The sequence below is a fragment of the Paenibacillus sp. FSL H3-0329 genome (genome assembly GCF_037963285.1).
In the GTDB taxonomy this organism is placed as follows: domain Bacteria; phylum Bacillota; class Bacilli; order Paenibacillales; family Paenibacillaceae; genus Paenibacillus_AQ; species Paenibacillus_AQ odorifer.
On record NZ_CP150150.1, the window covers coordinates 4856914 to 4879446 of the forward strand.

At 43.6% G+C, this 22533-nt stretch carries 17 protein-coding genes; 1 reads left to right on the forward strand and 16 read right to left on the reverse strand.

What is annotated here, in order from left to right; translation table 11 throughout:
- Nucleotides 1-336: 336 nt before the first annotated feature.
- The 10 genes from NSQ66_RS21565 to NSQ66_RS21610 all read right to left on the reverse strand — a co-directional run bounded on the left by NSQ66_RS21565 (nucleotide 337) and on the right by NSQ66_RS21610 (nucleotide 14716).
- Nucleotides 337-1803: an extracellular solute-binding protein gene (locus NSQ66_RS21565; RefSeq protein ID WP_036682927.1), complete on the reverse strand. Its 1467-nt coding sequence runs from the start codon at nucleotides 1801-1803 to the stop codon at nucleotides 337-339.
- 132 nt (nucleotides 1804-1935) lie between these two features.
- A complete protein-coding gene (locus NSQ66_RS21570; protein ID WP_036682930.1) occupies nucleotides 1936-2808 on the reverse strand; it encodes a carbohydrate ABC transporter permease in 873 nt (290 codons plus the stop codon).
- 1 nt (nucleotide 2809) lies between these two features.
- Nucleotides 2810-3730: a sugar ABC transporter permease gene (locus NSQ66_RS21575; protein ID WP_076141626.1), complete on the reverse strand. Its 921-nt coding sequence runs from the start codon at nucleotides 3728-3730 to the stop codon at nucleotides 2810-2812.
- Nucleotides 3731-3847: 117 nt separating this feature from the next.
- A complete protein-coding gene (locus NSQ66_RS21580; protein ID WP_076146780.1) occupies nucleotides 3848-5176 on the reverse strand; it encodes a response regulator in 1329 nt (442 codons plus the stop codon).
- A gap of 19 nt (nucleotides 5177-5195) precedes the next feature.
- Entirely contained in the window at nucleotides 5196-6989 is a 1794-nt protein-coding gene (locus tag NSQ66_RS21585) for a histidine kinase (protein ID WP_036682936.1), read from the reverse strand.
- 1048 nt (nucleotides 6990-8037) lie between these two features.
- Nucleotides 8038-8964 carry an IS3 family transposase gene (locus tag NSQ66_RS21590; RefSeq protein ID WP_339279736.1) on the reverse strand — a complete coding sequence of 309 codons (927 nt, stop codon included), beginning with the start codon at nucleotides 8962-8964 and terminating at the stop codon, nucleotides 8038-8040.
- On the reverse strand, nucleotides 8913-9230 hold the full coding sequence (locus NSQ66_RS21595) for a transposase (protein WP_036683594.1): 318 nt from the start codon (nucleotides 9228-9230) through the stop codon (nucleotides 8913-8915). The genes NSQ66_RS21590 and NSQ66_RS21595 overlap by 52 nt, the downstream gene beginning before the upstream one ends.
- A gap of 230 nt (nucleotides 9231-9460) precedes the next feature.
- Nucleotides 9461-10099, reverse strand: a complete 639-nt coding sequence (gene pgmB / locus NSQ66_RS21600; RefSeq protein ID WP_076216120.1) for a beta-phosphoglucomutase — start codon at nucleotides 10097-10099, stop codon at nucleotides 9461-9463.
- Nucleotides 10100-10124: 25 nt separating this feature from the next.
- Nucleotides 10125-12413, reverse strand: coding sequence for a glycosyl hydrolase family 65 protein (locus NSQ66_RS21605; RefSeq protein WP_076216116.1), 2289 nt, complete (start codon nucleotides 12411-12413; stop codon nucleotides 10125-10127).
- Complete coding sequence (locus NSQ66_RS21610) at nucleotides 12410-14716, reverse strand: glycosyl hydrolase family 65 protein (protein WP_076216113.1); 2307 nt, start codon at nucleotides 14714-14716, stop codon at nucleotides 12410-12412. The genes NSQ66_RS21605 and NSQ66_RS21610 overlap by 4 nt, the downstream gene beginning before the upstream one ends.
- 422 nt (nucleotides 14717-15138) lie before the next feature.
- On the opposite strand from NSQ66_RS21610, the gene NSQ66_RS21615 reads away from it, so the two are divergent.
- Nucleotides 15139-15864, forward strand: a complete 726-nt coding sequence (locus tag NSQ66_RS21615) for a Crp/Fnr family transcriptional regulator (protein WP_036682945.1) — start codon at nucleotides 15139-15141, stop codon at nucleotides 15862-15864.
- A 178-nt stretch (nucleotides 15865-16042) separates the two neighbouring features.
- On the opposite strand, the gene NSQ66_RS21620 is transcribed toward NSQ66_RS21615, so the two are convergent.
- The 6 genes from NSQ66_RS21620 to NSQ66_RS21645 form a co-directional block, all read right to left on the reverse strand.
- Entirely contained in the window at nucleotides 16043-16834 is a 792-nt protein-coding gene (locus NSQ66_RS21620; protein WP_076216110.1) for a formate/nitrite transporter family protein, read from the reverse strand.
- A 52-nt stretch (nucleotides 16835-16886) separates the two neighbouring features.
- On the reverse strand, nucleotides 16887-17207 hold the full coding sequence (gene nirD, locus NSQ66_RS21625; RefSeq protein WP_036682949.1) for a nitrite reductase small subunit NirD: 321 nt from the start codon (nucleotides 17205-17207) through the stop codon (nucleotides 16887-16889).
- A 32-nt stretch (nucleotides 17208-17239) separates the two neighbouring features.
- Nucleotides 17240-19663, reverse strand: coding sequence for a nitrite reductase large subunit NirB (gene nirB, locus NSQ66_RS21630; protein ID WP_036682952.1), 2424 nt, complete (start codon nucleotides 19661-19663; stop codon nucleotides 17240-17242).
- A 231-nt stretch (nucleotides 19664-19894) separates the two neighbouring features.
- Nucleotides 19895-20605: a hypothetical protein gene (locus tag NSQ66_RS21635; protein ID WP_036682955.1), complete on the reverse strand. Its 711-nt coding sequence runs from the start codon at nucleotides 20603-20605 to the stop codon at nucleotides 19895-19897.
- Nucleotides 20606-20755: 150 nt separating this feature from the next.
- Complete coding sequence (ric, locus tag NSQ66_RS21640; RefSeq protein WP_076215358.1) at nucleotides 20756-21451, reverse strand: iron-sulfur cluster repair di-iron protein; 696 nt, start codon at nucleotides 21449-21451, stop codon at nucleotides 20756-20758.
- A gap of 297 nt (nucleotides 21452-21748) precedes the next feature.
- Nucleotides 21749-22474, reverse strand: a complete 726-nt coding sequence (locus NSQ66_RS21645) for a hypothetical protein (protein ID WP_076215319.1) — start codon at nucleotides 22472-22474, stop codon at nucleotides 21749-21751.
- Between the last annotated feature and the right edge of the window lie 59 nt (nucleotides 22475-22533).

The following is a 22533-nucleotide window of genomic DNA, read 5'->3' on the forward strand; positions in this document are numbered from 1 at the left end:
TTGTATAGTGAAATCTTTCACAAAGTATAAAGTTTTTTTGATTTGTTTTCAAAGCGCTTTCATTCGATCATATTATAGCTTTTTTACCATTATTTATGATTTATTATTTCTTAAATTTAAAGTTTATGTTTAAAAAGACAAGAACTGATACCCATTTTCTACCTTTCCGCTCGCAAAAATATTTTAAAAAAGCAAACCTAATTTTGTTGACACTCTATTTTTCTCATGACCCTCTAAAAAATAGTGGGATGCCCCCCGTCGTGTTGATTTATAAAAATATCAATAATATAAACATAAAAAAACCGACTCCTAAGGAGCCGGTTCTGTTCTTCCTAGCTATTCTACTTTAATTGTGTCGAAGAATTTCTCTTGCACTGTTTTGGCAGCAGCTTCAAGCTGTGTCTTGGAATCTGTTCCTTTTTTGGAGAACAGCTCTTGAATTACATTGGACATGGTTGCGTAGTAGTCCTGTGTATTGTATTGCGCTTCCGGTTTACCGTCCAGCAAACCTAAAATATCAGGGCTGTATTGATATACATTTGTATATTTATCATACACAGCTTTCGTTTTCTTGCCGAAGTCAGAATCTGCAGAATAGTAATCTAAGAGCGGCGGAATAAAGTATTTACCATCCGTTGTACGTTGTTGCAGAACCGCATCCAGTGCTTCTAGACCTTTATCGGAGAAGTAATCAAATGTAATATAACGGAATGCCATTTCTTGCTCGTCTGGTGTTGCATTTGGATTGATTACAAGGTAGTCACCACCAAGTACCCCGGTGTGTTTTCCGCCTTTTTCCATTGCAGGCATTGGATACGTAAGTACATCTTCTGGTTTCAGACCGCCCTGATTCAACGCTTGCTCAATAACACCGTCAGATCCAGCCATTACCATTGCTGTACGACTTTGTTGGAATGCGCCTACAGCATCACCCCAGCCCAGTGCCCAGTCCTGAGGAATCGCGTTTGCTTCCCATCTAAGTTTCTTGTAGAAATCCAGCGCTTTAATCCCAGCCTCAGAATTAAAAGTAGCTACAACCTTACCGCCTTCAATCTTCTGAATTTCACCGCCAGCTTCGAACAGGAAGTTGGTCCAGTTCCAGCCTGCTTCATTCCCTTTACCCATTGGAGCAATACCGGAAATCCCTTTTTTGGTATCAGCTACGCCTTTGGCGGTATTCAGCATATCATCCCAAGTCCAATCCATAGGTGGAACAGCAACACCTTTTTCGTCCAGCATTTTTTTGTTGATCATTGTGGTTGTTACATAACCCTTTTGAGTTACGCCGAAGACTTTACCGTCAATGATAAATTGATTTTGGAGAACCGGGTTAATTTGATCCTTAAATTCGTATTTATTCCACAGATCCGTAATGTCAGCTACCCAGCCTTTTTCAACTAGGAATTTTGCTTCTGTAGCGTAGGTGTTAAAGAAGGTTGGAGCTTCATTCGCTGCCATTTTGATGCCGATTTCACTTACATTGTACTGCCAATCGTCTTTGACGATTTCAACATTCGGATATTCCTCTTGGAAACGTTTGATCTTGTCATCTTCCTGTGCTCTAACTTCGGTTAGGTCAGGGGTTGGATAGTGAATTTTGATGGTCACTTTTCTTTGTGTGATATCATCAGTTGGCGCTGCTGTAGCACTGCCAGCATTATCTGTTGCAGCATTCGTTGGCGCAGTAGTCGCTTCCCCTTCCTTGTTTCCTGTCGTGTTTCCGTTATTGTTATTACCGCCGCAAGCGGTTAACAACGATCCGGCCACAAGGAGGCTTAGTAGCACGCTAGAGTACTTACGCATTGAAACTCCCCTTTTCAATTCATAGTTATCTTACATATCGATCATAAAAGAGAAATCGTTTACAAACGAGGTGCATTTATATTCCTTTCATGTGCATGTTTACGATCCGTGACTAAATCCGTCGATCCGCGCTTATCCCTTAACTGCTGATAATGCGACGCCACGCATAATGAACTTTTGGAAGATCAGGAAGACAAGGATCGGCGGCAACGATACGATAAATAGGATGGCGAATTTAATATTCGTATTAAGTGCCTTTACATTAATAACGTATTTATAGATTGCTGTCGCGAGCGTATATTTCTCTTCACTGTGCATAACCAGAGATGGCCAGAACCAGTCATTCCATGCGGTAGAAAAGATAAAGATCGCCAGCGTAGCAAAAATCGGAACCGACAATGGCACTGCAATGGAGAAAAAGCTTCTCGGCTCAGAGGAACCGTCAATCCGCGCTGCTTCAAAAATTTCAGGGTGTATCCCATCAAAAAAGTTCTTTAAGAGTAGAAAATAGAATGTATTCGCACCAGCAGGCAGCCAAAAAGCAGCGTACTGATTCAGTAATCCAAGCTCTTTTAGATTGACAAAGTTGGGAATCATATAGCTGGTCGCCGGAATAAACAATGTCATCAGGAAAAAGAAATAAATTGCCTTTCTGTAAGGGACATTCATACGAGAAATGCTGAAAGCAGACATTCCCAATACTACTAGTGTCACGACCATATTCCCCACAAAAATATAAATGGTGTTTTTAAGGAACATCAGCAGATCAATGTAATTCATCGCTTCCTTAAGGTTGCTGAAGTGCCATTCCTGCGGGAAAAAATGCGGTGGGAATGAGTTCACCTCTTGATTCGATTTCAGTCCGTTAAATAACGTCATACAGATCGGATACAGCATGCTGAACACCATAATCAAAATAACCACGCACATCAAGCCATAAACGATCTTATTGCTTGTTTTTTTCAAATCATGTTCTGAGAGAATCCCTCTGTCTGCGCTCTTCATCTTAGTTGTCCTCCTTGTTAAGCTTGAACTGTAAAATGCCCAAACCACCTAGGACAATGAACATTAGCATGCCAAGCGCAGTCGCCGTTCCATAATCGAGTCGCGTAAAAGCATATTTTACGATCAGCAGCGCATAGGTAAGCGTAGTATTATTCGGTCCACCATCAAGCAGCGCCATTTGTGACTGATACCCTTGTGAAGTCCCGATAATCTGTAATATCAACATCAAAATGATCAAATTACGTAGCGAAGGCAATGTGATGTACTTTATACGTGCCCACACACCCGCCCCATCAATCTCAGCTGCTTCATACCAATCCCGCGGAATGCTGAGTACAGCAGCCAAGTATATTAACATCCCTGATCCAAACTGCTGCCACGTCTCCATAAAAACAAGAGAAATCATCGACCACCTTGTATCTGTCAGGAAGGCAACCTGGTCCACACCAAGCGAGCTTAATACCGCATTGATTGGGCCCACCGGATCATAAATCCATCTCCAGAGTCCATATAGAACCACACCAGGCATAACGAAAGGAAGGTAAGCCGCTACCCGTACAAAGCCCCCAAACCTTCTCAGCTCCGAGATCATAATGGCAAAAGCAATCGGAACCCAGAACCCGATAATAAGACATAGAAGCATGTAATACCCCGTATTTTTTAACGCGGTCAAAACATCTGGATCACTAAGGGCTCTAGCGTAGTTCTCAAAGCCAACAAAGCTATTCCCTTTTACAAAATCAACATGGTAGAAGCTGTACAACAAGCCTTTAAAAATTGGCACCCACAGGAACATTACAAAAATAATCACAGCAGGTACGAGGAACATATATCCCCAAAAGTTTTTCTTCCAGCGGTTTTGCTTGTAAGGTGTACCCTTCAGCGCCGGCGGATTTTCGGATACAACTGCGGTTTGATTCATCAGGCTCCCTCATTCCATTTTTCTTTCAGCATTTTTCGCAAAATGCTTCCTACCTTAAATTGTAGAAAATGAGGGTTGTACTGAACATGTCTAAATCTACCGAAGTAGTATGTGTTTTTACTTCTTCAATTCACTGGGGCTAATCCCATAATATTTTTTGAAAATTTTACTAAAATGCTCCGGTGATTCATAACCTACACGCTCGGCGATTTCGTATCTGCGAAGATCTGTGTTCAAAATCATCTCCCGGCTTTCTTCCATCCGCAGCTTAATTACATATTCCCACAGGTTGTAACCTGTATTTTTCTTAAACAGATAGCTCAAATAATTGGGACTGACATGGTTTTTCTTAGCCACTTCATGGATGGTTAATCCTTTTTGCGCATAGTTCTCGTCAATATACTCTCTCGCTTTCTCTACAATCAGATTGCTGCGTGTATGAAGCTCTTCTACTGAAGGATCGGTTGTGTAGCTGTTCCAATTAAAATCCCCGTAGTAAAACACATAATGGTCATTATGTTCATTATTCCAAAGAATGGCTTTGGAGGCTTGACGGTTCAATACAGCCATAAATGATAGACCCTTGAGAATCTGGCTGATGCCGATGACTGCATTTAAGTGCAGATATTTTTGAATATTAAAATGAAGACTGCGGCCAAGAATATCTAGCCTATTGATTTGACTGGCAGACGAATCTTCATAGCTTTTTTCATCCCATTGAATAATGATCGTTATTTCTTCATCCTCTGCGTAAAAGGCTGTCGAGTTCCACTCCTGATCCATCAGCTCTTTGGCGATATTCAGCGCGGCATAACAAAGAAGCCGTCTGTCCCGCAGGGTGTAGTGCTTCTCCTGATTCATTCCAGCCAGAGGCACCTTAATTTTTAAGACGGAAAAATACGGCCCTTGCAGCTTCAGGTTATCCAGCTTTTGTAAGCGTTCTGCATCACACAGTACACCTTCAGGCTCATTGAGCAGCTCATTTAATAACTTGCTGTATTCCGGAAGCGGCTCTTCCAGCCGAAAGCTTTCATTAATTCCTGACATGAAAATGTCCAATTCTGGTGATGGTTTCCCCATCTTAAGCAGCACATTTCGCACCGAATCCAGAAATTGCTCACTGTTCAAAGGTTTGATCAAATAATCCTTCGCGCCAAGCCTAACCGCCATTTGCGCATATTGAAACGTCTCGTGTGCAGAAATCACGATGGTCTGTACCCAGGGTTTGGCCAATTTTGCATGCTGCATCAGATCAATCCCGCTCATTGCGCCCATCTGAATATCAGTAACGAGCAGGTCTATTTCCTCCATCCGAATGCAGTCCAGCGCTTCAAAACCACTGTTTGCTGTATAAATATGGTCTATGTTTAACCCCGAAGAAGCTAATAAATTGCTCAGCCCTTTACAAATCAAGGGTTCGTCATCCACAACTAATATATTGAACATATCTGTATGCTCCCCTTCCTTAGTCCTGATTCTCTGATTTCGGAAGCTTAACCGTCACCAATGTACCGCCCTCTTTACGAGGCGTATAGCTGATGCCATAATCAGAGCCAAAGTGTAAATGTATGCGCTGGTTAATGTTGCGAATCCCGTAACCGCTGGCCGGATTTGGACTGTCGTCATTCAGCACAGCTTCAATGGCCTGATAATCAACAGACTTATATCCGTTATCTTCAATAGTGATCTCGACGGTATCGTCCACACAAACTGCGCTAATGATGATTTCCCCATCCTCGCCCATATTTTTGACACCATGAATAATAGCATTCTCAATTAACGGCTGCAGGGTAATTTTAGGAATTAGATTTCTTTTCGTATCTGGGTGAATCTCCATTACAACACGAAATATATAATCATACCGGTGCTGCTGCAGCTTGATATAGGCCGTTGCATGCTCCAGCTCTTCTTCAAGGCTAATCAGCTCCCTTCCCCGACTGAGGCTAATCTTCATAAGCTTGGATAATTCCTTGATCATCTCGGCGGATTCAACGTTACCTTCCAGCGAGCTTTTCCAGTAAATACTCTCCAAAGTGTTGTAGAGCAAATGCGGATTGATCTGTTGATAGAGCAGTTGAAGCTGTGATTCCTTCTGTTTTAGCTCCATCTGATATTTATAAGTAATTAGTCCATTAAGCCTGCGGGCCATGTCATAGGTAGATCCAATCAGCACACTGACCTCATCGTTGCTCCCTCTTTTTGGCGTCTCAGGGACACGATTGCCTGGCTCAAACTTTCGGACGAAAAAGGCTAACTTTTGCAAAGGCGTCATTAATGAACGCCAGAAATAAGTAATCATGATTAATCCAAAAACAGCATAGGCCACAGTTATGTATTGAATCACACTTTTCATTTCGTTTTGTTGCTGCAGCAGTGCTTTTACGGCGATTTTGTAGACTAGCTTCTGTCCTAAGGCGTGGTTATTATTGACCACATAAATAAAATCCGAGGTAATAACATCCACGGTACCTTCCAAATCCTCAGCAATGACCGTTTCCGGCAATGTAATGATCTCACCAGTATTATTCGTAGTAGAAGCGAGTACACGATTATCCAGATCCGTTAAGTAAATATCACCATCAGGCAACGATATGGATTTGAGGGATTCTCCGATTTTCGCGTCCATCTTGGTAATGACTAAGACCCCAATAGTCTCAGCTTTCCTGGAGATGTTATTGACAGCTCTCATATAGGTAAGAGTCTTCAAGTTTTCCGCTTGCGCACTTAGCTTCCCTGTGAATTTTAGAGATCCGCGGCCCTTTTTCTGGACAACCTCCTCGAACCAATATGGCTCTTCCGCTTTGGAAAAGAAATATACTCCCGCCTTCTTAACCTGTGGGAAATTGGGTGCAAAAAAATAATAATCCTCGGGATCGTATATATAAAGGGAATAATAGATGCCGTCCCCACGCTCAGCTCCCTGCGAGTAACTGACCAACAGCTTCTCTATCGTCTCATAGCGTTTAACCCGCTCCAGGATGGTATCCGAACCCGTCATATTAATCTGCTGAATCAGAGGGTTTTGAATTACAGTGGTAGTAATTTTATTTACGGTATCAATATCTCGGTTAATGATGGTGAAGTTTTGCTTGTTCAGCTCTACATAAGCATTCGTCACATGGCGCTTCAGAATTTGCTCAGCCTTCATATTCCCGTAAATGTTCAAAAACAGAATGGGCGAGATCATAATCAGAAACAGCAGGATAAGCTGCTGTTTGACGTTCAGCTTCAGAATCGGCCGAATCAGCCTAGACAACATCGAGATGCACCTCCGGGTTCAATAACTATATCAAAGTGATAAACGCTTACATATGTTTATTTTAAAGTTTTTTATGTTCATTTGTATGTAGTTTTTTCTGTTGGACGGATAAAAAGAGCACGATGATATGTTCGCCATACGTGGAGCGTTTGGGCTTACGATCGCTGTTATCCTCAGATTTCCTGATTTTATACCGCTGAGCGGTAGAAATCCGAGGATAAAGGCGACCACTGGCGTTTCTCCAGCTCCAAACCTCCACTTCGCAACTCTATCAACGAACTCTTAAAAACCGCAAACAGAAAAAGGGGCGGACGGCGTAAAGACCACTGCGTGGGGCTAGGAGGAATGAACTCTATATGGAAGAAGTGCGATGTATGTTCTTGAACACTTGAACACTCAAGTACTTCAATACTTGAATGTGCTTTGCTGTTGGGCGTCTGGATTACTTGATGTGCGGCTTTGCTGCTTGTTGTGCGTTTGGATTACCGGATGTGCGGCTTTGCTGCTTGTTGAGCGTTTTACATTCCCACACACCCCTTCACGATGAGCGATCGGACTCAGATGCAGCTATTTGGTCAAATTTCAGCTTTTACGGGGAGTTTCGGACTCCAGAGGCGTTATTCGTTCCAAACATGCGCGATATGAGGGCTTTTCGAGCCAATAGCGACTATGGAGTCCGATAGGTTCGCAAATGAGCCGTATTATTACTTATAGAGACTATGAGGTCCGATAAACTGTTGAGCTTTTTGACTAACCTTCTGAATTATTTACTATACGGCTAATAGCGACTATGGGGTCCGATCACCGTCTGAGCTTAATACTAACTTTTGGATTACTTAATGTGTAGCTAACTACTTATTCGGCGTTTTACATTCCCACACACCCCTTCACGATGAGCGATCGGACTCAGATGCTGCTATTTGGCTGATTTTTGGCTTTTACGGGGAGTTTCGGACTCCAGAGGCGTTATTCGTTCCAAACATGCGCGATATGAGGGCTTTTCGAGCCAATAGCGACTATGGTGGACCTCTGTCAAGAAAGTGGACAGTCACGCAATAGACATTCTAGTCAATTGCTCAGCAAAACGAACTGGAGAAAGATACCCCAGCGCGCCATGCATTCGCTTGCGGTTATAATAAAACTCAATATATTGAAAAAGTGTCTGGTAGGCTTGCTCCTTAGTTTTGAATCGTGGATTACAATAAATGAGCTCCTTTTTCAAAATGCTGTGCCACGACTCGATACAGGCGTTATCATAACAGTTACCTCTGCGGCTCATGCTGGACTCCATGCCATACGCTTTCAACTGCTTCGTATATTCATGAGAAGTATATTGAGAACCTCTATCGGAGTGATGTAATAGACCCTTTTCCGGTTGTTTAGCTTCGTAAGCATCTTGTAAGGCGCCCGAAATTAAGCTAGTTTCCATATGGTCCTCCAAGCGCCACCCCACGATTTCACGCGTGCAAAGGTCCATCACACTAGCCAGGTACAAGCGCCCTCCCCGGCAAGGAATGTACGTAATGTCGGTAACCCATACTGAATTGGGTTTGAGTATTTTAAATTGCTGGTTCAGCGTATTCGGGGCAATCGGATGGTCATGATTGGAGTCGGTGGTCTGTACGCGATACGTTTTGGAGACAATGGAGCGAAGCTTCATATGTCGCATGTACACACTCACCGTGCGTTCGGTAACGGTATAACCTTCTTGATGCAACAGGCGGGTGATCTTCGGACTCCCATACCGCTTTTGATGGTCTGCAAAATGATACTGAATTCGCTTCATTATCGCAGCCTTACGAAGCATATGCGTACTGGTTTTTTCTGTCCGCCACTTGTAGTACCCGCTCCGTGACACATGTAGGGTCATGCACATCTTCTCCAAGAGAAACTCGGAGCGATGTTTTTCAATAAACTGGAATCTCAGTTCCTTGGTTTGCTGAAGATGTGCACTGCTTTTTTTACGATCGCTAATTCCTCTTCCACATCAGCAATCTTGTTATCTTTTTCTTGAAGTTGTCGGCTCATTTCTTTCAACTGTGCCTCGAGTTCCCGTACTCGATCCACGCTAGCTGCCGGTTCATTCTTTAGTTCTCGATACTGACTCATCCATTGATGCAGGGTACTTTTTGGGATGTTGAGCTCTTCCGCCAAGTCGCCCACTGTCTTTGTTTGCTCTTGAATGAACTGCACTGTCTGTTTTTTAAATTCTTCGTTATACCGTTGTCGATGTTCTCCCATGTGAACACACCTCCGTGGACTCATTATCGCCAGTCTGTTAACTACTGTCCACTTTTTATTCTAGCTTCATGGAGTCCGATAGGTTCGCAAATGAGCCGTATTATGGCCAATAGCGACTATGAGGTCCGATAGACAGTCTGAGCTAGCTAAATACAGAGACTTTGCACAACAAAAGACCGCCCCCAAAGTCATCCGCTACTTTGGAGTCGGTCCCTTGTTTATTTAGAACTTCAGTCTGTCAGCAGCTCATACAACCCTTTTACGACCAGATCAGCTTCCTTCAGCACCTCATGTTTGCCGATACCTACAACCTTCATCCCAGCAGCTTTACCTGCTTGAACGCCCGCCTCAGCATCTTCAAACACAACACATTCATCCGGCTGCAAGCCTATCTCTTGAGCCGCGATCAGGAACACCTCTGGGTCAGGTTTGGCTAGTGACACTTTGTTGCCGTCAACAACTGCATCAAATAAGTCTGTAATGTTCAGCTTATTCAAAATAAACTCAGCGTTCTTACTGGCTGATCCTAGCGCAATCCCAATCTCACGTGATCTCAATCCTGTTAGGTATTCTTTCACTCCAGGCAGCAGCTCCGATTCCTCGAGTCGAGAAATGTATTCTACGTACAGGCGGTTTTTCTTCTCCGCCATTGCCTGCCTCTCTGCTTCCTCAAATTCCAGGCCACCCACTTCCAGCAGGATATCAAGCGATCTCATCCGGCTCACACCTTTAAGCCGTTCATTATCCTCCTCCGTGAATTTAAAGCCAAGCTCATCTGCAAGACTCGCCCACGCCAAATAATGATATTTGGCTGTATCTACGATCACGCCGTCCAGATCAAAGATGGCGCCTTTCATATTTTCCAACATTGATTTGCTTCCTCTCCGTTGTGTATTAATATTTATACTCCCGTTTCGACAAAGCCAGTCGAAGGTTCTCACCAGCAGAGCACGACTTGCCTTCTCCGCCTTGCACCGAGAATACTAAGTCTCCACTGTAATCAGCAGCTGTGATCACAGTGACTTCATCCTTACTGATCCGCAGTTGGATGGTATCGCCGCGCAGTGTAACCGGAAGCTGAACGGACTGCCAATGTTGCGGCAGAGATGGATTGATGTGCACAACCCCTCCGTCGTAGTCCAGCCCAGCAAAGCCAAGAACCGCAGCCATCCAAGCACCACCATTCGCAGCTGGATGAGTCCCTCCGATGTAGAGATCCCCTACATATTGCTTAGATTCGCCGGTGAGATCGACGGTAGCCGTACGCATAAAATACGGATAGCCCCAATCCGGTGAACCAATATCAGCAGCTACCAAAGCGTAGATACAAGGGCTTAAGCTTGATCCATGTTCCGTACGCGGTTCGTAAAATCCCCAGTTCGCTTGTTTCACTTCCTTGCTAAAGGAGTGTTTAAACAGATTCAGCATCAACACAACGTCTGCTTGTTTAAGTATGGTTGTGGTGGTAGCTAAGCCATTGCCGCCGCCAAAATACTCATTTTTATTAAGCACACGTGATTTCAGTTCTGTTAGTTCTACATCCTCCAAGGTGAGGTACCGGTCGAATTGTTCAATAACAAGACTGGCAGGATCAGGCTGTGGAACATAAAAGCTATCCAGCATCGTTTTGAACTCCTTCAGGAATGGCCCTGAGCTAAACGGAGCGGACAATTGACCGTAGGCCTCAGGATACTTCTCTTGCAGCAAAGCTGCCGTATGCAAGGCAATCTCCAGCGTCTCTTTAACCAGTGCATTGGTAAAAGCATTATTGTTCACACGCTCATGATATTCATCCGGACCTGTTACATCCAGAATCTCAAACCGCTGTTTAACCGAATTATAGTAAGCGTAAGAGTAGAAAAAGCGAGCGCATTCCCAGATCACCTCAGCTCCTCCACTAGTAAGCAGACTTTCATCGCCTGTGAATTGAACATACTTCCAGATCCCATGCACAACGTCACCACTGATATGAACCTGCTTATCGCGGAAATAGGTCCGCATCGGCCGGCCTGTAAATACATCGTTCACATTAAACAGCGTACAGGCATCGTCTCCCGTATCCTGACTTTCCCAAGCATAAAATGCGCCCAAAAATCCATATTCCGCTGCCTTACGGCGAGCACCATCCAATGTATGAATCCGGTACATCATCAAGTTCCGCGCTACCTTAGGATCACTGTGCAGGAAAAACGACAACATAAACATTTCCGTATCCCAGAATACAGCTCCCTTATATACCTGACCCGATAATCCCCGGGCTGGAATAGACACCTTCTCCGAAACTGTAGGGGCAATGATTAACAGCTGATAGATACTATATCTCAAGGCAAATTGGGCAGCTTCATCACCTTCGATGATTACATCGCTGTGTGACCATCTCTCGTCCCATAACAGACGATGAGCCTTAAATAACCCCTCAAAACCCAGCGCCTCAGCAGCATGGACAGATTTAACAGCTTCCGACTCCGGCTGATCAGCATCAAGTCCAGTATAGACTGCTACATACTTAAACCATTCATACGTCTCACCCGCACGGGCATCAAAAGAAATCCGGCGAACAGCAGCCCCATCTTCCAGTAGCTCCTCACCAAAACTGAATACCGCCCTCTCCGCCACAACAACCGGAATCTTCAATTCTCCGCTAACAGAAGAAGAGATCAGCACCTCGTCCTTGAGCTGTACCTTTTGTCCGTAAAGATGAGGCCCATTGATATCCCACACATCTACGTCAATTCCCGTCTCAATCGCTACTCGGCAGTCTTGAGTACTGCGAATAGAGTATTTACTAACGAGCAAGTGAAGATTATCCTGGCTTACGAAACGATCTGCGGTAAACGTCAACGCCCCACCGTCAGATACAGCATATTCAGTGCTCCGATGATGAATGGCATTTCGGATATTCAGCTCCTGAGTATGAGCGACCGGTTCACAGTCAAGCACACTTAAGAGCTGATCATTACAGAAAACTTTGGTCAACAATCCATTAGGGGCATTAACTGGTTCTCTCCATTTGTCCCCCTCTTTGTCATATAGTCCTGCGAGGGTGACAGCTACTAGCTCAGTTTTACTGAATTCCTCCAGTGTGCCGCGATACCCCATGTAGCCGTTGCCTAACATATATTTGTTACCGTTCGTCGTCACAAGCTGTTTATCAAAACAACTCTCCTTTACGATCCAGTTCATCCTGCCAGCATCCCTTCGCCTAGCGGAAGCGTCTTCCCGGAAGCATCCACTGTAATCGACTGTCCGTACACTATAATTTCGGTACTTCCACCATTAACCGCAGTGATTGTTACTGAATTTTTGTCGACCACAATTCTCAGAAGCACTCCTTCATACAATACTTGGAAGCTATATTTATCCCAGCGTTCTGGCAGGGTTGGCTGAAAGGACAGACGTGCTCCATCCGAACGCATTCCACCAAAGCCGTAAACAATATTCATCCAAGCAGCTGCAATTGAGGTAGTATGCAGCCCTTCACGGGTATTACGGTTATAGTTGTCTAAATCCAGTCGAGTAGCAAATTCAAAAAACGAATATGCTTCCTCGGGTTTGCCGATTTCACTCGCCAAAATGGAGTGGATCGAAGGTGACAGCGAAGACTCATGAATACATCTAGGCTCGTAATATTCATAGTTCGCCAGCTTCGCTTCTTTAGAGAATTGTCCGCTGTACAAGAACATAAACATAAGTACATCCGGCTGCTTAATCATGTCATAGCGATACAAACGATCATATGACCAGTTCGAATATAACGGGAATTCTGTAACAGGAATCGAATGAATATCAATATGTGGCATATCGAAGAACCCATCATGCTCTTCATAAACTCCTGTCACTTCGTCAACCGGAATCCGCATATGCTGCGCCTTGTTTTCCCAATCGGTGAGTTCCTCGTCATGAAGTTCTGTTTTCTCTACCACAGCTGCAAAAGCAGCAGGAGCCTGTTCTTTCATCTCCCGAAGAGTCTCTAGGGTGTATTCAAAAGATTGTTGAGCCATCAGATTAATGTAGCAGTTGTTATTGACCATCAATTGGAACTCATCAGGGCCCATAACGCCAAAATAACCATATTCCCCGCTGCGTTGCCCCCATTGGCCACGTGTAGCATAGAATCTGCTGATCTGAATCAGCATCTCAGCCCCTTTACTGTGCAGGAAGCTTTTATCACCGGTATTTTTGACATAATGCCAAATGCCATAAGAAACAGCAGTCCCTACATGAAGCTGAAGATTAGAGTGCTGCCAGAGATCACAGCTTTCTGTTCCATCTATAGTAGCAATTGGATAGCAGGCTCCCTCACAATCCACCTCTTTAGCGCGCTGCATAGCCTGCGGCAATGTTTTATATCTGAATTCCAATAAGCTCCGGGCAGCCTTTGGATTATTGAACATATAGAACGGTAAGCAATAGGATTCTGTATCCCAAAAAGCCAACCCACGATATACTTCACCCGTCAGCCCTTTGGCACCAATATTAAATCCGGGATGATCGCCATGATAGGTCTGATAAAGCTGGAAGATACAGAAACGAATACCCTGCTGATTCTCAGGATCGCCCTCAATTCGGATATCACTTGTCTCCCAGATGCCCTTCCAATAAGCTGTCTGATCAGCGATTATTTGGGTATCTGTCAATTGGCTTGCTGTTTCAGCAAGAGACAGACCTTTGTTCCACAGCTCTTCAGCTGTATGGGCAGAATCACTATCCGAATAGTTCATAACCAGTTTGGTAAAATAGGAAACTTCTCCTTCCGTAAGGTCCAGAGTGAAATTTTGTCCAATAAACTTATCACTCTCAGTAGCAGTGAGCTGCAACGGCTGCGAGGATTGTAAGGTAAAGCTTGAGAACAGCTTATTCCCAGTATTCACTGTACTGGCCATAATAGCAGAGGACGCTCCACTTACTCCGCTGCGGAGACTGTTCCACATACATTCGCCGCGTTCTTCATGAATAATGCCGAAATTAAGACCTGCACAAATGTCCACGCTCCCTGAGAAATTAAGGGGTTCAAACTCCACCCGCTGCAACCCCAAATGAGACATAGTCATGCTGACCAGACGTGTAAAGACTACTTTTAGCGACTTGCCATCGTTTAGATGCCAGATTAGCTCTCTCCGATACGTACCCTTACGAAGATCCAGCTTGCGCACATAATCTGTTACGTTGCTTTTTGCTAAATCAAGCTGTTCACCATCTATAGATAGACGTGTATACAGCCAGTCCACCGCATTCACCATATATCTCAGCGAGCGAATAATCCCTTTATAGTGATTGCCAATATCCAATTGTTCATTTAATCCATTAAAATAACTTCCTTGCAGGGTGTCACCTGAATACCCTTCCTCTGCATATCCGCGTACACCCATGTATTCATTACCCAATGAAAAAATAGATTCCGAAGTCCGATTTCTTTCTGGATCAAAGCCCTCTTCAATAATTGCCCACGGATCAACCTTAAGATATTTGTCTGCTACTTTAGCCATATATGATTTCTCCTTCTCCTGATTTTTGCTCCAATTTCAGGATATCGCTGCATAGCAATAGAGCCAATGTCCGACCGTAATGAAGATGTGTGCATTTATACGGAGTTGAGATAAAACTAATTTCTTTAACATGAATTTCAACTGTGTTATATGTTACAATCTAACGGGGACGCAAAAAAACAGCGATTAACCCAGTATTTGAGAATAATGGATAGCCGCTGTTCATATATCATAAACGTGAGATCACTTACTCTTTTTTAGTTAAAAAGAATATTACATCGAACACTTTAGAAGTGAAATTTATCACAATGTTGAAAATTCGACACTTTTAAACGATTTTTTATAACCAATTCGAGGGATTTTCAAGGTATAATTAATTTAAAATTTACTGAAAAACTGAGGGAATAAAGGGGATGTCGATTATGCTAAAAGAACATTACAATGTTATCGAAGCCCACGGAAATACAAACTGTTTCTCCGAACAGAATTTCAACAGACTTCTAGTTACAATGAAAGAGCGCATAGTTCCAGAGGGTTCACATCTATTCTGGGAAGGCGACTACTCGGATAAATTGTTTTATATCAAACGTGGACGTGTGAAATTAACTAAATCTACTGATGAAGGTAAAGAACTCATTCTTTATATGTATCAAGCTGGCGATATGGTAGGTCAAGCAGATCCATTCTTCAGCACTAAGCATAGCTTTACAGCCGAAGTGATTGAAGAAAGTGAAGTTGGCGTCATCGAACAAAAGGATCTAGAAATTCTCATTTGCCAACATTGTGATTTTGCTATCGACTTTATGAAATGGATGGGTATTCATCACCGTCTCACCCAAACTAAATTCCGTGATCTAATGATGTACGGCAAACCTGGTGCACTATGCTCCACGCTCATTCGTCTTGGCAATACCTATGGTGAGAAGAGCAGCGATGGTGAGAATATCCTTATCAACAAAAAAATTACGCATACAGATTTGTCCAACATGATCGGTGCCACTCGTGAAAGTGTTAACCGGATGCTGAGCGACCTGCGTAAAAAAGATGCTGTTGAGTATGAGAACGGTATGATTGTCATCAAGGACCTTGGCATGCTGCAAGAAATTTGCCACTGCGAACTGTGTCCGAACGAAATCTGCCGGATCTAATTCCGTTATAATATACCCTCTATTCACCTCAATGAAACATACATGACCCAATTATTCTGCATAATATAAAATAGAGTGGTCCAAGGCGCCTAATGCAGGTGTCTTTTTTTTATATTCAACAAAAAAAGAGCTAAACCCAAGATCGGTTCAGCTCTAATATAGTTAATTAAAAATGGATTTAACGGTTATTGCGAGTACCACGCACTGGTGAGATCAGCCAATAGGCCATGCCGACAAATACGCCCCCACCAATGATATTCCCCAAAGTTACAGGGATCATATTATGCAGCCATCCAGCTATCGTAATGGTTTCCGGATGATTCGGAAGCAACACAGCAACACTAAGCAGAGTCATATTAGCCACACTATGCTCATATCCGCTTGCGATAAAGGCGAACAGACACCACCAGATTAAAATTAGCTTAGCAGATTCACTTTTAGCACGTGAGGACATCCATAGCGCTAAACAGACCAGCCAGTTACATAGGATTCCACGAAAAAACAGCTCAGAGAACGGGAGACTCATTTTTTTAGCAGCGGCTGTAAAGATCAAATGCTCTGGCGGCGCAGCACTGAATAACCCAGTCCCACGAATTAAAAGCGCTAAAATCACTGCACCCACCACATTCCCGATGAATACAAGGATCCAGTTCTTAACGGTATCCCAGATACTGGTTCTGCCTGCCAGTGTACTTACAGTAAAAAACATATTATTCCCAGTAAACAGTTCTGAGCCTGCAAATACTACAAGCGTCAAGGCGATGCCGAAGGATGTACCCATAATAAGCGGTTGGAAAGGTGATTTAGCAGCTGCTAGCGGTGCTCCTAGAGAGAAAATAAGGATAATCCCAATGCCTACATAAGCACCTGCCAACAGGGCTGCTAGAAAATATCTTAGCAAGCTTTCATTCATTTTGTCCCGCTTACTGACTGCCGTCTCTACGATGCTCTCCACACTTTGCGTAAACATAATACTCCACCCCACCGTTTTCTATTAAATCTATTACTACACTCTTCGGTGTCTACACGCTCACTGTAACTTTCTCTCCGTCCAGTGTGACTGGATAAGTCACAACACTACCTTGGTCTGGAGCCTGCACCTCACCCGTGCGCAGATCGATTTTCCAATCGTACAGCGGATCGTACAGATAGTGACCTGACACGATCCCTTCCGCAAGCGGGCCACCCTTAGGATGAGGACTACGATTCTCTACTGCATAGATGGCTCCGTCAGAGGCACGAAATACAGCCAGTTCAACAGCTCCAGCAATCACTACACGGCCAATCTGCAGCAGGAAATCCTGTACTGAGCCTATTGCATACGTTTGTGTGGTCTTATTCATTGGTCTCTCCCCTTCTGTGTGCGTTATATCCGCTAGACTCTTGTTTCTTCAAAAAGCGCAGTACGAGTGCTACTGTCATTAAGCATTTTTTTCCAAGGATCCGTCACCTGAGTCAGAGCAAAGTCAATCCGTGCGGCCAGCTCTTTGCGGTTATCTTCATTATTCAAAATGACCATTTGAATCTGCTCAAGTCCCATACGCTCAACCCACTCGGAGGTTCTCTCCAAATAATTACCGGTCTCACGATAATATTGCATCACAGCGGAGCACACTTCGATCAACTCTTCATCGGTCTTAATTTTGCAGAAGGAATCAGCAATCCGTGGTTTGATCCCACCGTTACCACCGATAAATACTTCCCAACCGCCGTCATTACCGACGATGCCAATATCCTTCGTGCAGGATTCCGCACAGTTACGTGGGCAGCCGTTGACAGCTATTTTAAACTTGGCAGGAAAATCAAGACGTTCATACTTACGTTCTATGAGCGCGCCCATTCCCAGCGAATCCTGTGTACCGAAACGGCAGAACTGTGAACCCACACAAGTCTTAACCGTACGTAGCGATTTGGCATAACCATAACCTGATGGCATATCGAGCTCTTCCCATACCTTCGGCAGATCCTCTTTTTTCACCCCGATTAGATCCAGGCGTTGCCCACCAGTCACCTTCACAACTTTTACATCATATTTAAGGGAGACATCAGCGATTTTCTTCAAATCCTCTGGTGTCGTTACCCCGCCGTACATGCGTGGAATAACGGTATAGGTTCCGTCTTTCTGAATATTGGCTCCCATACGTTCATTAACAAAACGTGATTCCTTCTCATCTTGATGTGTATCCGGATTTAGCATCCCCAGATAATAGTTAATCGCCGGACGGCATTTAGAGCAGCCTTCCTCTTGTTTCCAACCCAGTACATGCATAACCTCTTTAGTAGTACTAAGACCTTTAGCTGTAATCTCAGCAACAATCTCATCCCGGCTAAGCGTTGTACAGCTACAGATACCTTGCTTGGCAGACTGCTCAAAACTATCACCCAGGACAAATTGTAAAATTTGTTCTACAACCGGTTTACAACCTCCGCAAGAACGCGTCGCTCCTGTACATGCTTTGATCTCGTCCACAGTAGTAAAACCATTTTCTATGACCGCATCCACAATCGCTTTTTTCGTAACCCCATTACAGCCACAAACGATTTCTTCGTCCGCCATAGCTTCTACAGATGTGCTCTTTTTGGCTCCGCTTCCGCAGCAGCCCGTACCCATGACCTCTGTATAAATCTCATCAGTCATTACAGCACCTTGTTTTACTAACTTTTGCAGGTTAGCCGATTCCGTCACATCCCCGAACAGGACTGCACCAACAATGACATTGTCTTTGAGCAGAATTTTCTTATAGGTTCGCTTCCATTCATCTTTGCTTGAGATTACAGTGTGCTCAGGGGAATCCATAAACTCACCTGCAGAAAATACATCCACACCGGAAATTTTTAATTTGGTGGAGACAACAGAACCTTCATATGGATTTGTATCGCTTCCGCAGAGATGTTTAGCTAGAACCATACCCTGCTCGAAGAGCGGCGCTACTAATCCGTAACAAACTCCGCGATGTTCGGCACATTCGCCAATGGAATATACATTCTGCATAGAGGTCTGCAAATAATCGTCCACTACAATTCCACGATTAACAGCAATTCCGCTTTCTTTTGCCACAGTTATATTCGGTTTGATGCCTACAGCCATAACTACAAAATCAGCTGCAAGTGTAGTGCCATCACTAAATTGTAAACCACTTACTCTCTGTTCCCCAGTCAATTCTACTGTTTGTTTGCCCATGGCAAATTTCACGCCTTGACGCTCTAGCTCAGCTTGCAACATAGAGGAGGCATTACGATCAAGCTGGCGCTCCATTAGATCTTCCATCAGATGCACTACAGTAACGTCCATGCCAAGGTTCACAAGACCCTTTGCCGCTTCCAATCCAAGTAAGCCCCCGCCGATTACCGCCGCTTTGTTGTATTGTTTAGCCGCAGCTAGCATCGCATCACAATCTGCAATATCCCGGAAACCCACTACGCCTTCCTTATCACAACCAGGTACAGGTAAAATAAATGAATTCGAACCCGTTGCAATAATCACTTTATCGTAAGAAACAGCCATACCGTTATCCGCAATTACTTGCTTGGAATGCTCGTCAATTCGCGTAACTGTTGTTCCTGTATGCAAGGTAATGTTGTTATCTTCATACCAGTTCCAGTCGTTTAGGATGATATCGTTGATGGTTTTACTGCCTTCGAGAACATAGGACAACATGATCCGATTATAATTGGGGTGAGGTTCGCTTCCAAAGACCGTAATGTCATAAGCTCCACCTAGCTTCAATATTTGCTCTAGCGTACCTATGCCTGCCATACCGTTGCCGACTAATACTAATTTTTCTCTCTTCGCTGCCATAGTTAGGTGCCTCCTCAGTCTTATCCGTTCTTGTTGAACTTTGCTTCAACTTATCTTCTACATAATGAAATTATACATTTCAAAATTTAAGAGAGATTGTGATTACAGTCACATTAAATGTGAATGTTTTCACATAAAAAATAAGACAATTTTGTTAGGTTCTAAATTCTAATAAAAAAAGCCAGATCACAGGTTCTGAATAACCGTAGATCTGGCATTTATGTACTTTTTTTAACGTATAGCCAATAAAATCTCCAATTCATCCTGCACTCTAAGCTTCATGTCCATTCCATTCTCAAGCAGCTGCTTCCCATTCACCTTCATCTTCCAAACTTCATTGCTAAGAGGAGTATAATCACCAATGGATAACACCTTTTTGTTGTCTTCGGTCAACTGCACCACACTGCTGTTCTTCAACAAACCTCTCACTGTTAAATCTTCAGTAAATCCCATAACATATGAATGATTCAAATTCACTTGCTCACTTCCGCCATTCACGGTCAACAACACAATTTGAAGGGGTTCCTCTTGTTCCTTAGACATCGCCGTAATTACTAATTTTGATTCATGCCCGACGGTTCGACCCCAATCCTCAGATCCAATGGTCTCCCCATCCATTTGCAGCTCCCAATTCATTCCTGGACTGAGTGAAATATTATTTACCGTTAGAATGCTTGTGTTATCCTCAGAAAAGGTGGCCTTCCCACTACCTTTCAGTAGGTCAAAGATCGTTATCCCTTTTCTGTAGCTCTCGCTAAGCTGCTTGTCCAAAGGGTTGGTCAGCAAGTCATTTCCCGCAACGATAAGCGAAAGCGTAGGCCCGTCTGATCCTGCTAAGCCATTATTCCCTTCATTATTAACGTCAGCAAGAGTCGAACATCCACCTATTATGAATACGATGACTAATCCTAGTAACAACCTCCACATATATTTCGTGGGCATAGTGACACCGCCTTGTCCCGCCTAATGACCACACAGCGTCTCAGGCTTGTAGTAAGTTATGCATACTGTCTATTTAAGAATAACGTAAATAAGCTTTGTTCTCAAATATAAAAAAAGTCCCCTAAGGGACTCTTTGAAAACTCATTTTTTCTACTGGAATCTAGGGAACAATATATTATTCTCCAGATGAACATGTTCAAAAGTCATGCTCTCCAGCTCCTCTAGCCGGGCATAAGTCAAACGATAGGTTGTACAAGCATGAGCCGGTGGGGTGAAATCATCTGTTATTTTGCGTATTTGTCTCAATATATCGCCTGCTGTGTCATGTTCACTCTCAAGGTCAATTAATGCCTCACGAAGTATGGTCAGCCCTTCTTCACTTGGATTGGCATCATACGCTAATAATTTTGGAAACTCGTCTTCCTCTTCTTTAGCTGTATGCTGAAGCAGATCTTCCTTAAGTGTATTAAACAAGCTATATAACTCTTCTAAATGAGGTGAATCTCCGCCATGAACCCGGTATACCTTAGTTACATTTTGGCTAATTAGGGGCAGCTCTTCCCGCAGGTAATGGTGATGTTTACTCACTATATGGTCGATTAACTCTGCAGAAGGTGCTGTGTTCCATGCGAGTTCTTCTTGTGGTACCGGATATTCCTCGAATAGCTTGTTGAGATCACTAATGATCATCTCTTGATCTAGTCCACGCTCTACAGCTGCTTCAGCAAGAGGTTTGGCGCCTCCACAGCAGAAATCAATCCGTTTGGACTTGAAATAATCCGCAGCTTTTGGGAATTGCAGCACAATATCTTTTACAAGGGCATCTGGAGTAAATCCAGGTTGCACCGATTGCTTATGCTGTAAATCTGAAATTCTATCATTAGGTTGTTTAGTTTCCATAATAGTTCCTCCTCGGGATATGTGATCAGGTTCTGAAAAAATCTTTTCTACCTGTTCACCTTAACCCTGAAAGGAGTTTTGACTTGTGATTGTACTCACGAAAATTGTATCTCTTTGTTGAACGAAAAAGGTCAATCATGGAGATATATCCCCACAATCGACCTGTCTTTTGTTTACCACACGGGCATCAGTAATGTTATTTGTCTTACATTTATCTATTCGGTCACACCAAATCTGTATCTTTTATTGAACATAAGCCTGCATATACGTTCGCTTACCCTTTGCGTCCTTTAAATAAGGTCCTAAACCAGCAAAGCGGGAGTGATCCATATAAACACCGGTCATCCATCTGCCTTCTGTCAGGCCACCATTCCATTTGAGGACAAGGTCAGGGGCGGATATCCATTCCTGATAAATCTGTATATTCTGATCTTTGTACTCTTTACAAGGCTTAGACTGCTCCAGTAGACGTAGATCGTTAAGATAAGTTGGCACGAAATAAGAGGATATCGTATGCAAATCATCTTCATCAAAAAAGGGCTCATCCCCTAAAAAGGGTTTGAATAATACGGTATTCTCGTACATGGACCAAATTAGGGCTTGTAGCACCATGCTTTGGCGAATGCCATTATGGAACTTATATTGTCGTTGATTACTCGCCACATTCACTTCTTGAAGAGGTTCCGTCGACTCCAGACAATGCCGTTCACAGCCGATACATTTCCAGCCAGAAGGACTTTGAATCCATTTTTGAAAAATAGTCCCGCTATCATTGTTGCCTTTGTAGAGTGAAGAGATAATGCTGTAAGGCACACCAATCCACGCATCCCATAAGGAATCTGGAAGATGGCTATGCAGCATGAACAACGTCTTGTCATAGATGAGCTGTACTTTGATCGAAGCGTTCTCCAGCTCAGTAACATCCTTTTTTCCATACGTTATTTCCCGGGAATACAGGGTGGTCTTCATCTCCCTCGCCTCCTAATAGTTTTGCTATGCCTGTACTCCAGCTGAGTAGATTTGAGCAA

Excerpts from the sequence above, each read along its gene's own strand:
- NSQ66_RS21565 (WP_036682927.1), bottom strand. The coding sequence starts at position 1,803 with ATGCGTAAGTACTCTAGCGTGCTACTAAGCCTCCTTGTGGCCGGATCG.
- NSQ66_RS21570 (WP_036682930.1), bottom strand. The coding sequence starts at position 2,808 with ATGAAGAGCGCAGACAGAGGGATTCTCTCAGAACATGATTTGAAAAAA.
- NSQ66_RS21575 (WP_076141626.1), bottom strand. The coding sequence starts at position 3,730 with ATGAATCAAACCGCAGTTGTATCCGAAAATCCGCCGGCGCTGAAGGGT.
- NSQ66_RS21580 (WP_076146780.1), bottom strand. The coding sequence starts at position 5,176 with ATGTTCAATATATTAGTTGTGGATGACGAACCCTTGATTTGTAAAGGG.
- NSQ66_RS21585 (WP_036682936.1), bottom strand. The coding sequence starts at position 6,989 with ATGTTGTCTAGGCTGATTCGGCCGATTCTGAAGCTGAACGTCAAACAG.
- NSQ66_RS21595 (WP_036683594.1), bottom strand. The coding sequence starts at position 9,230 with ATGGGAGAACATCGACAACGGTATAACGAAGAATTTAAAAAACAGACA.
- pgmB (WP_076216120.1), bottom strand. The coding sequence starts at position 10,099 with ATGTTGGAAAATATGAAAGGCGCCATCTTTGATCTGGACGGCGTGATC.
- NSQ66_RS21605 (WP_076216116.1), bottom strand. The coding sequence starts at position 12,413 with ATGAACTGGATCGTAAAGGAGAGTTGTTTTGATAAACAGCTTGTGACG.
- NSQ66_RS21610 (WP_076216113.1), bottom strand. The coding sequence starts at position 14,716 with ATGGCTAAAGTAGCAGACAAATATCTTAAGGTTGATCCGTGGGCAATT.
- NSQ66_RS21615 (WP_036682945.1), top strand. The coding sequence starts at position 15,139 with ATGCTAAAAGAACATTACAATGTTATCGAAGCCCACGGAAATACAAAC.
- NSQ66_RS21620 (WP_076216110.1), bottom strand. The coding sequence starts at position 16,834 with ATGTTTACGCAAAGTGTGGAGAGCATCGTAGAGACGGCAGTCAGTAAG.
- nirD (WP_036682949.1), bottom strand. The coding sequence starts at position 17,207 with ATGAATAAGACCACACAAACGTATGCAATAGGCTCAGTACAGGATTTC.
- nirB (WP_036682952.1), bottom strand. The coding sequence starts at position 19,663 with ATGGCAGCGAAGAGAGAAAAATTAGTATTAGTCGGCAACGGTATGGCA.
- NSQ66_RS21635 (WP_036682955.1), bottom strand. The coding sequence starts at position 20,605 with ATGCCCACGAAATATATGTGGAGGTTGTTACTAGGATTAGTCATCGTA.
- NSQ66_RS21645 (WP_076215319.1), bottom strand. The coding sequence starts at position 22,474 with ATGAAGACCACCCTGTATTCCCGGGAAATAACGTATGGAAAAAAGGAT.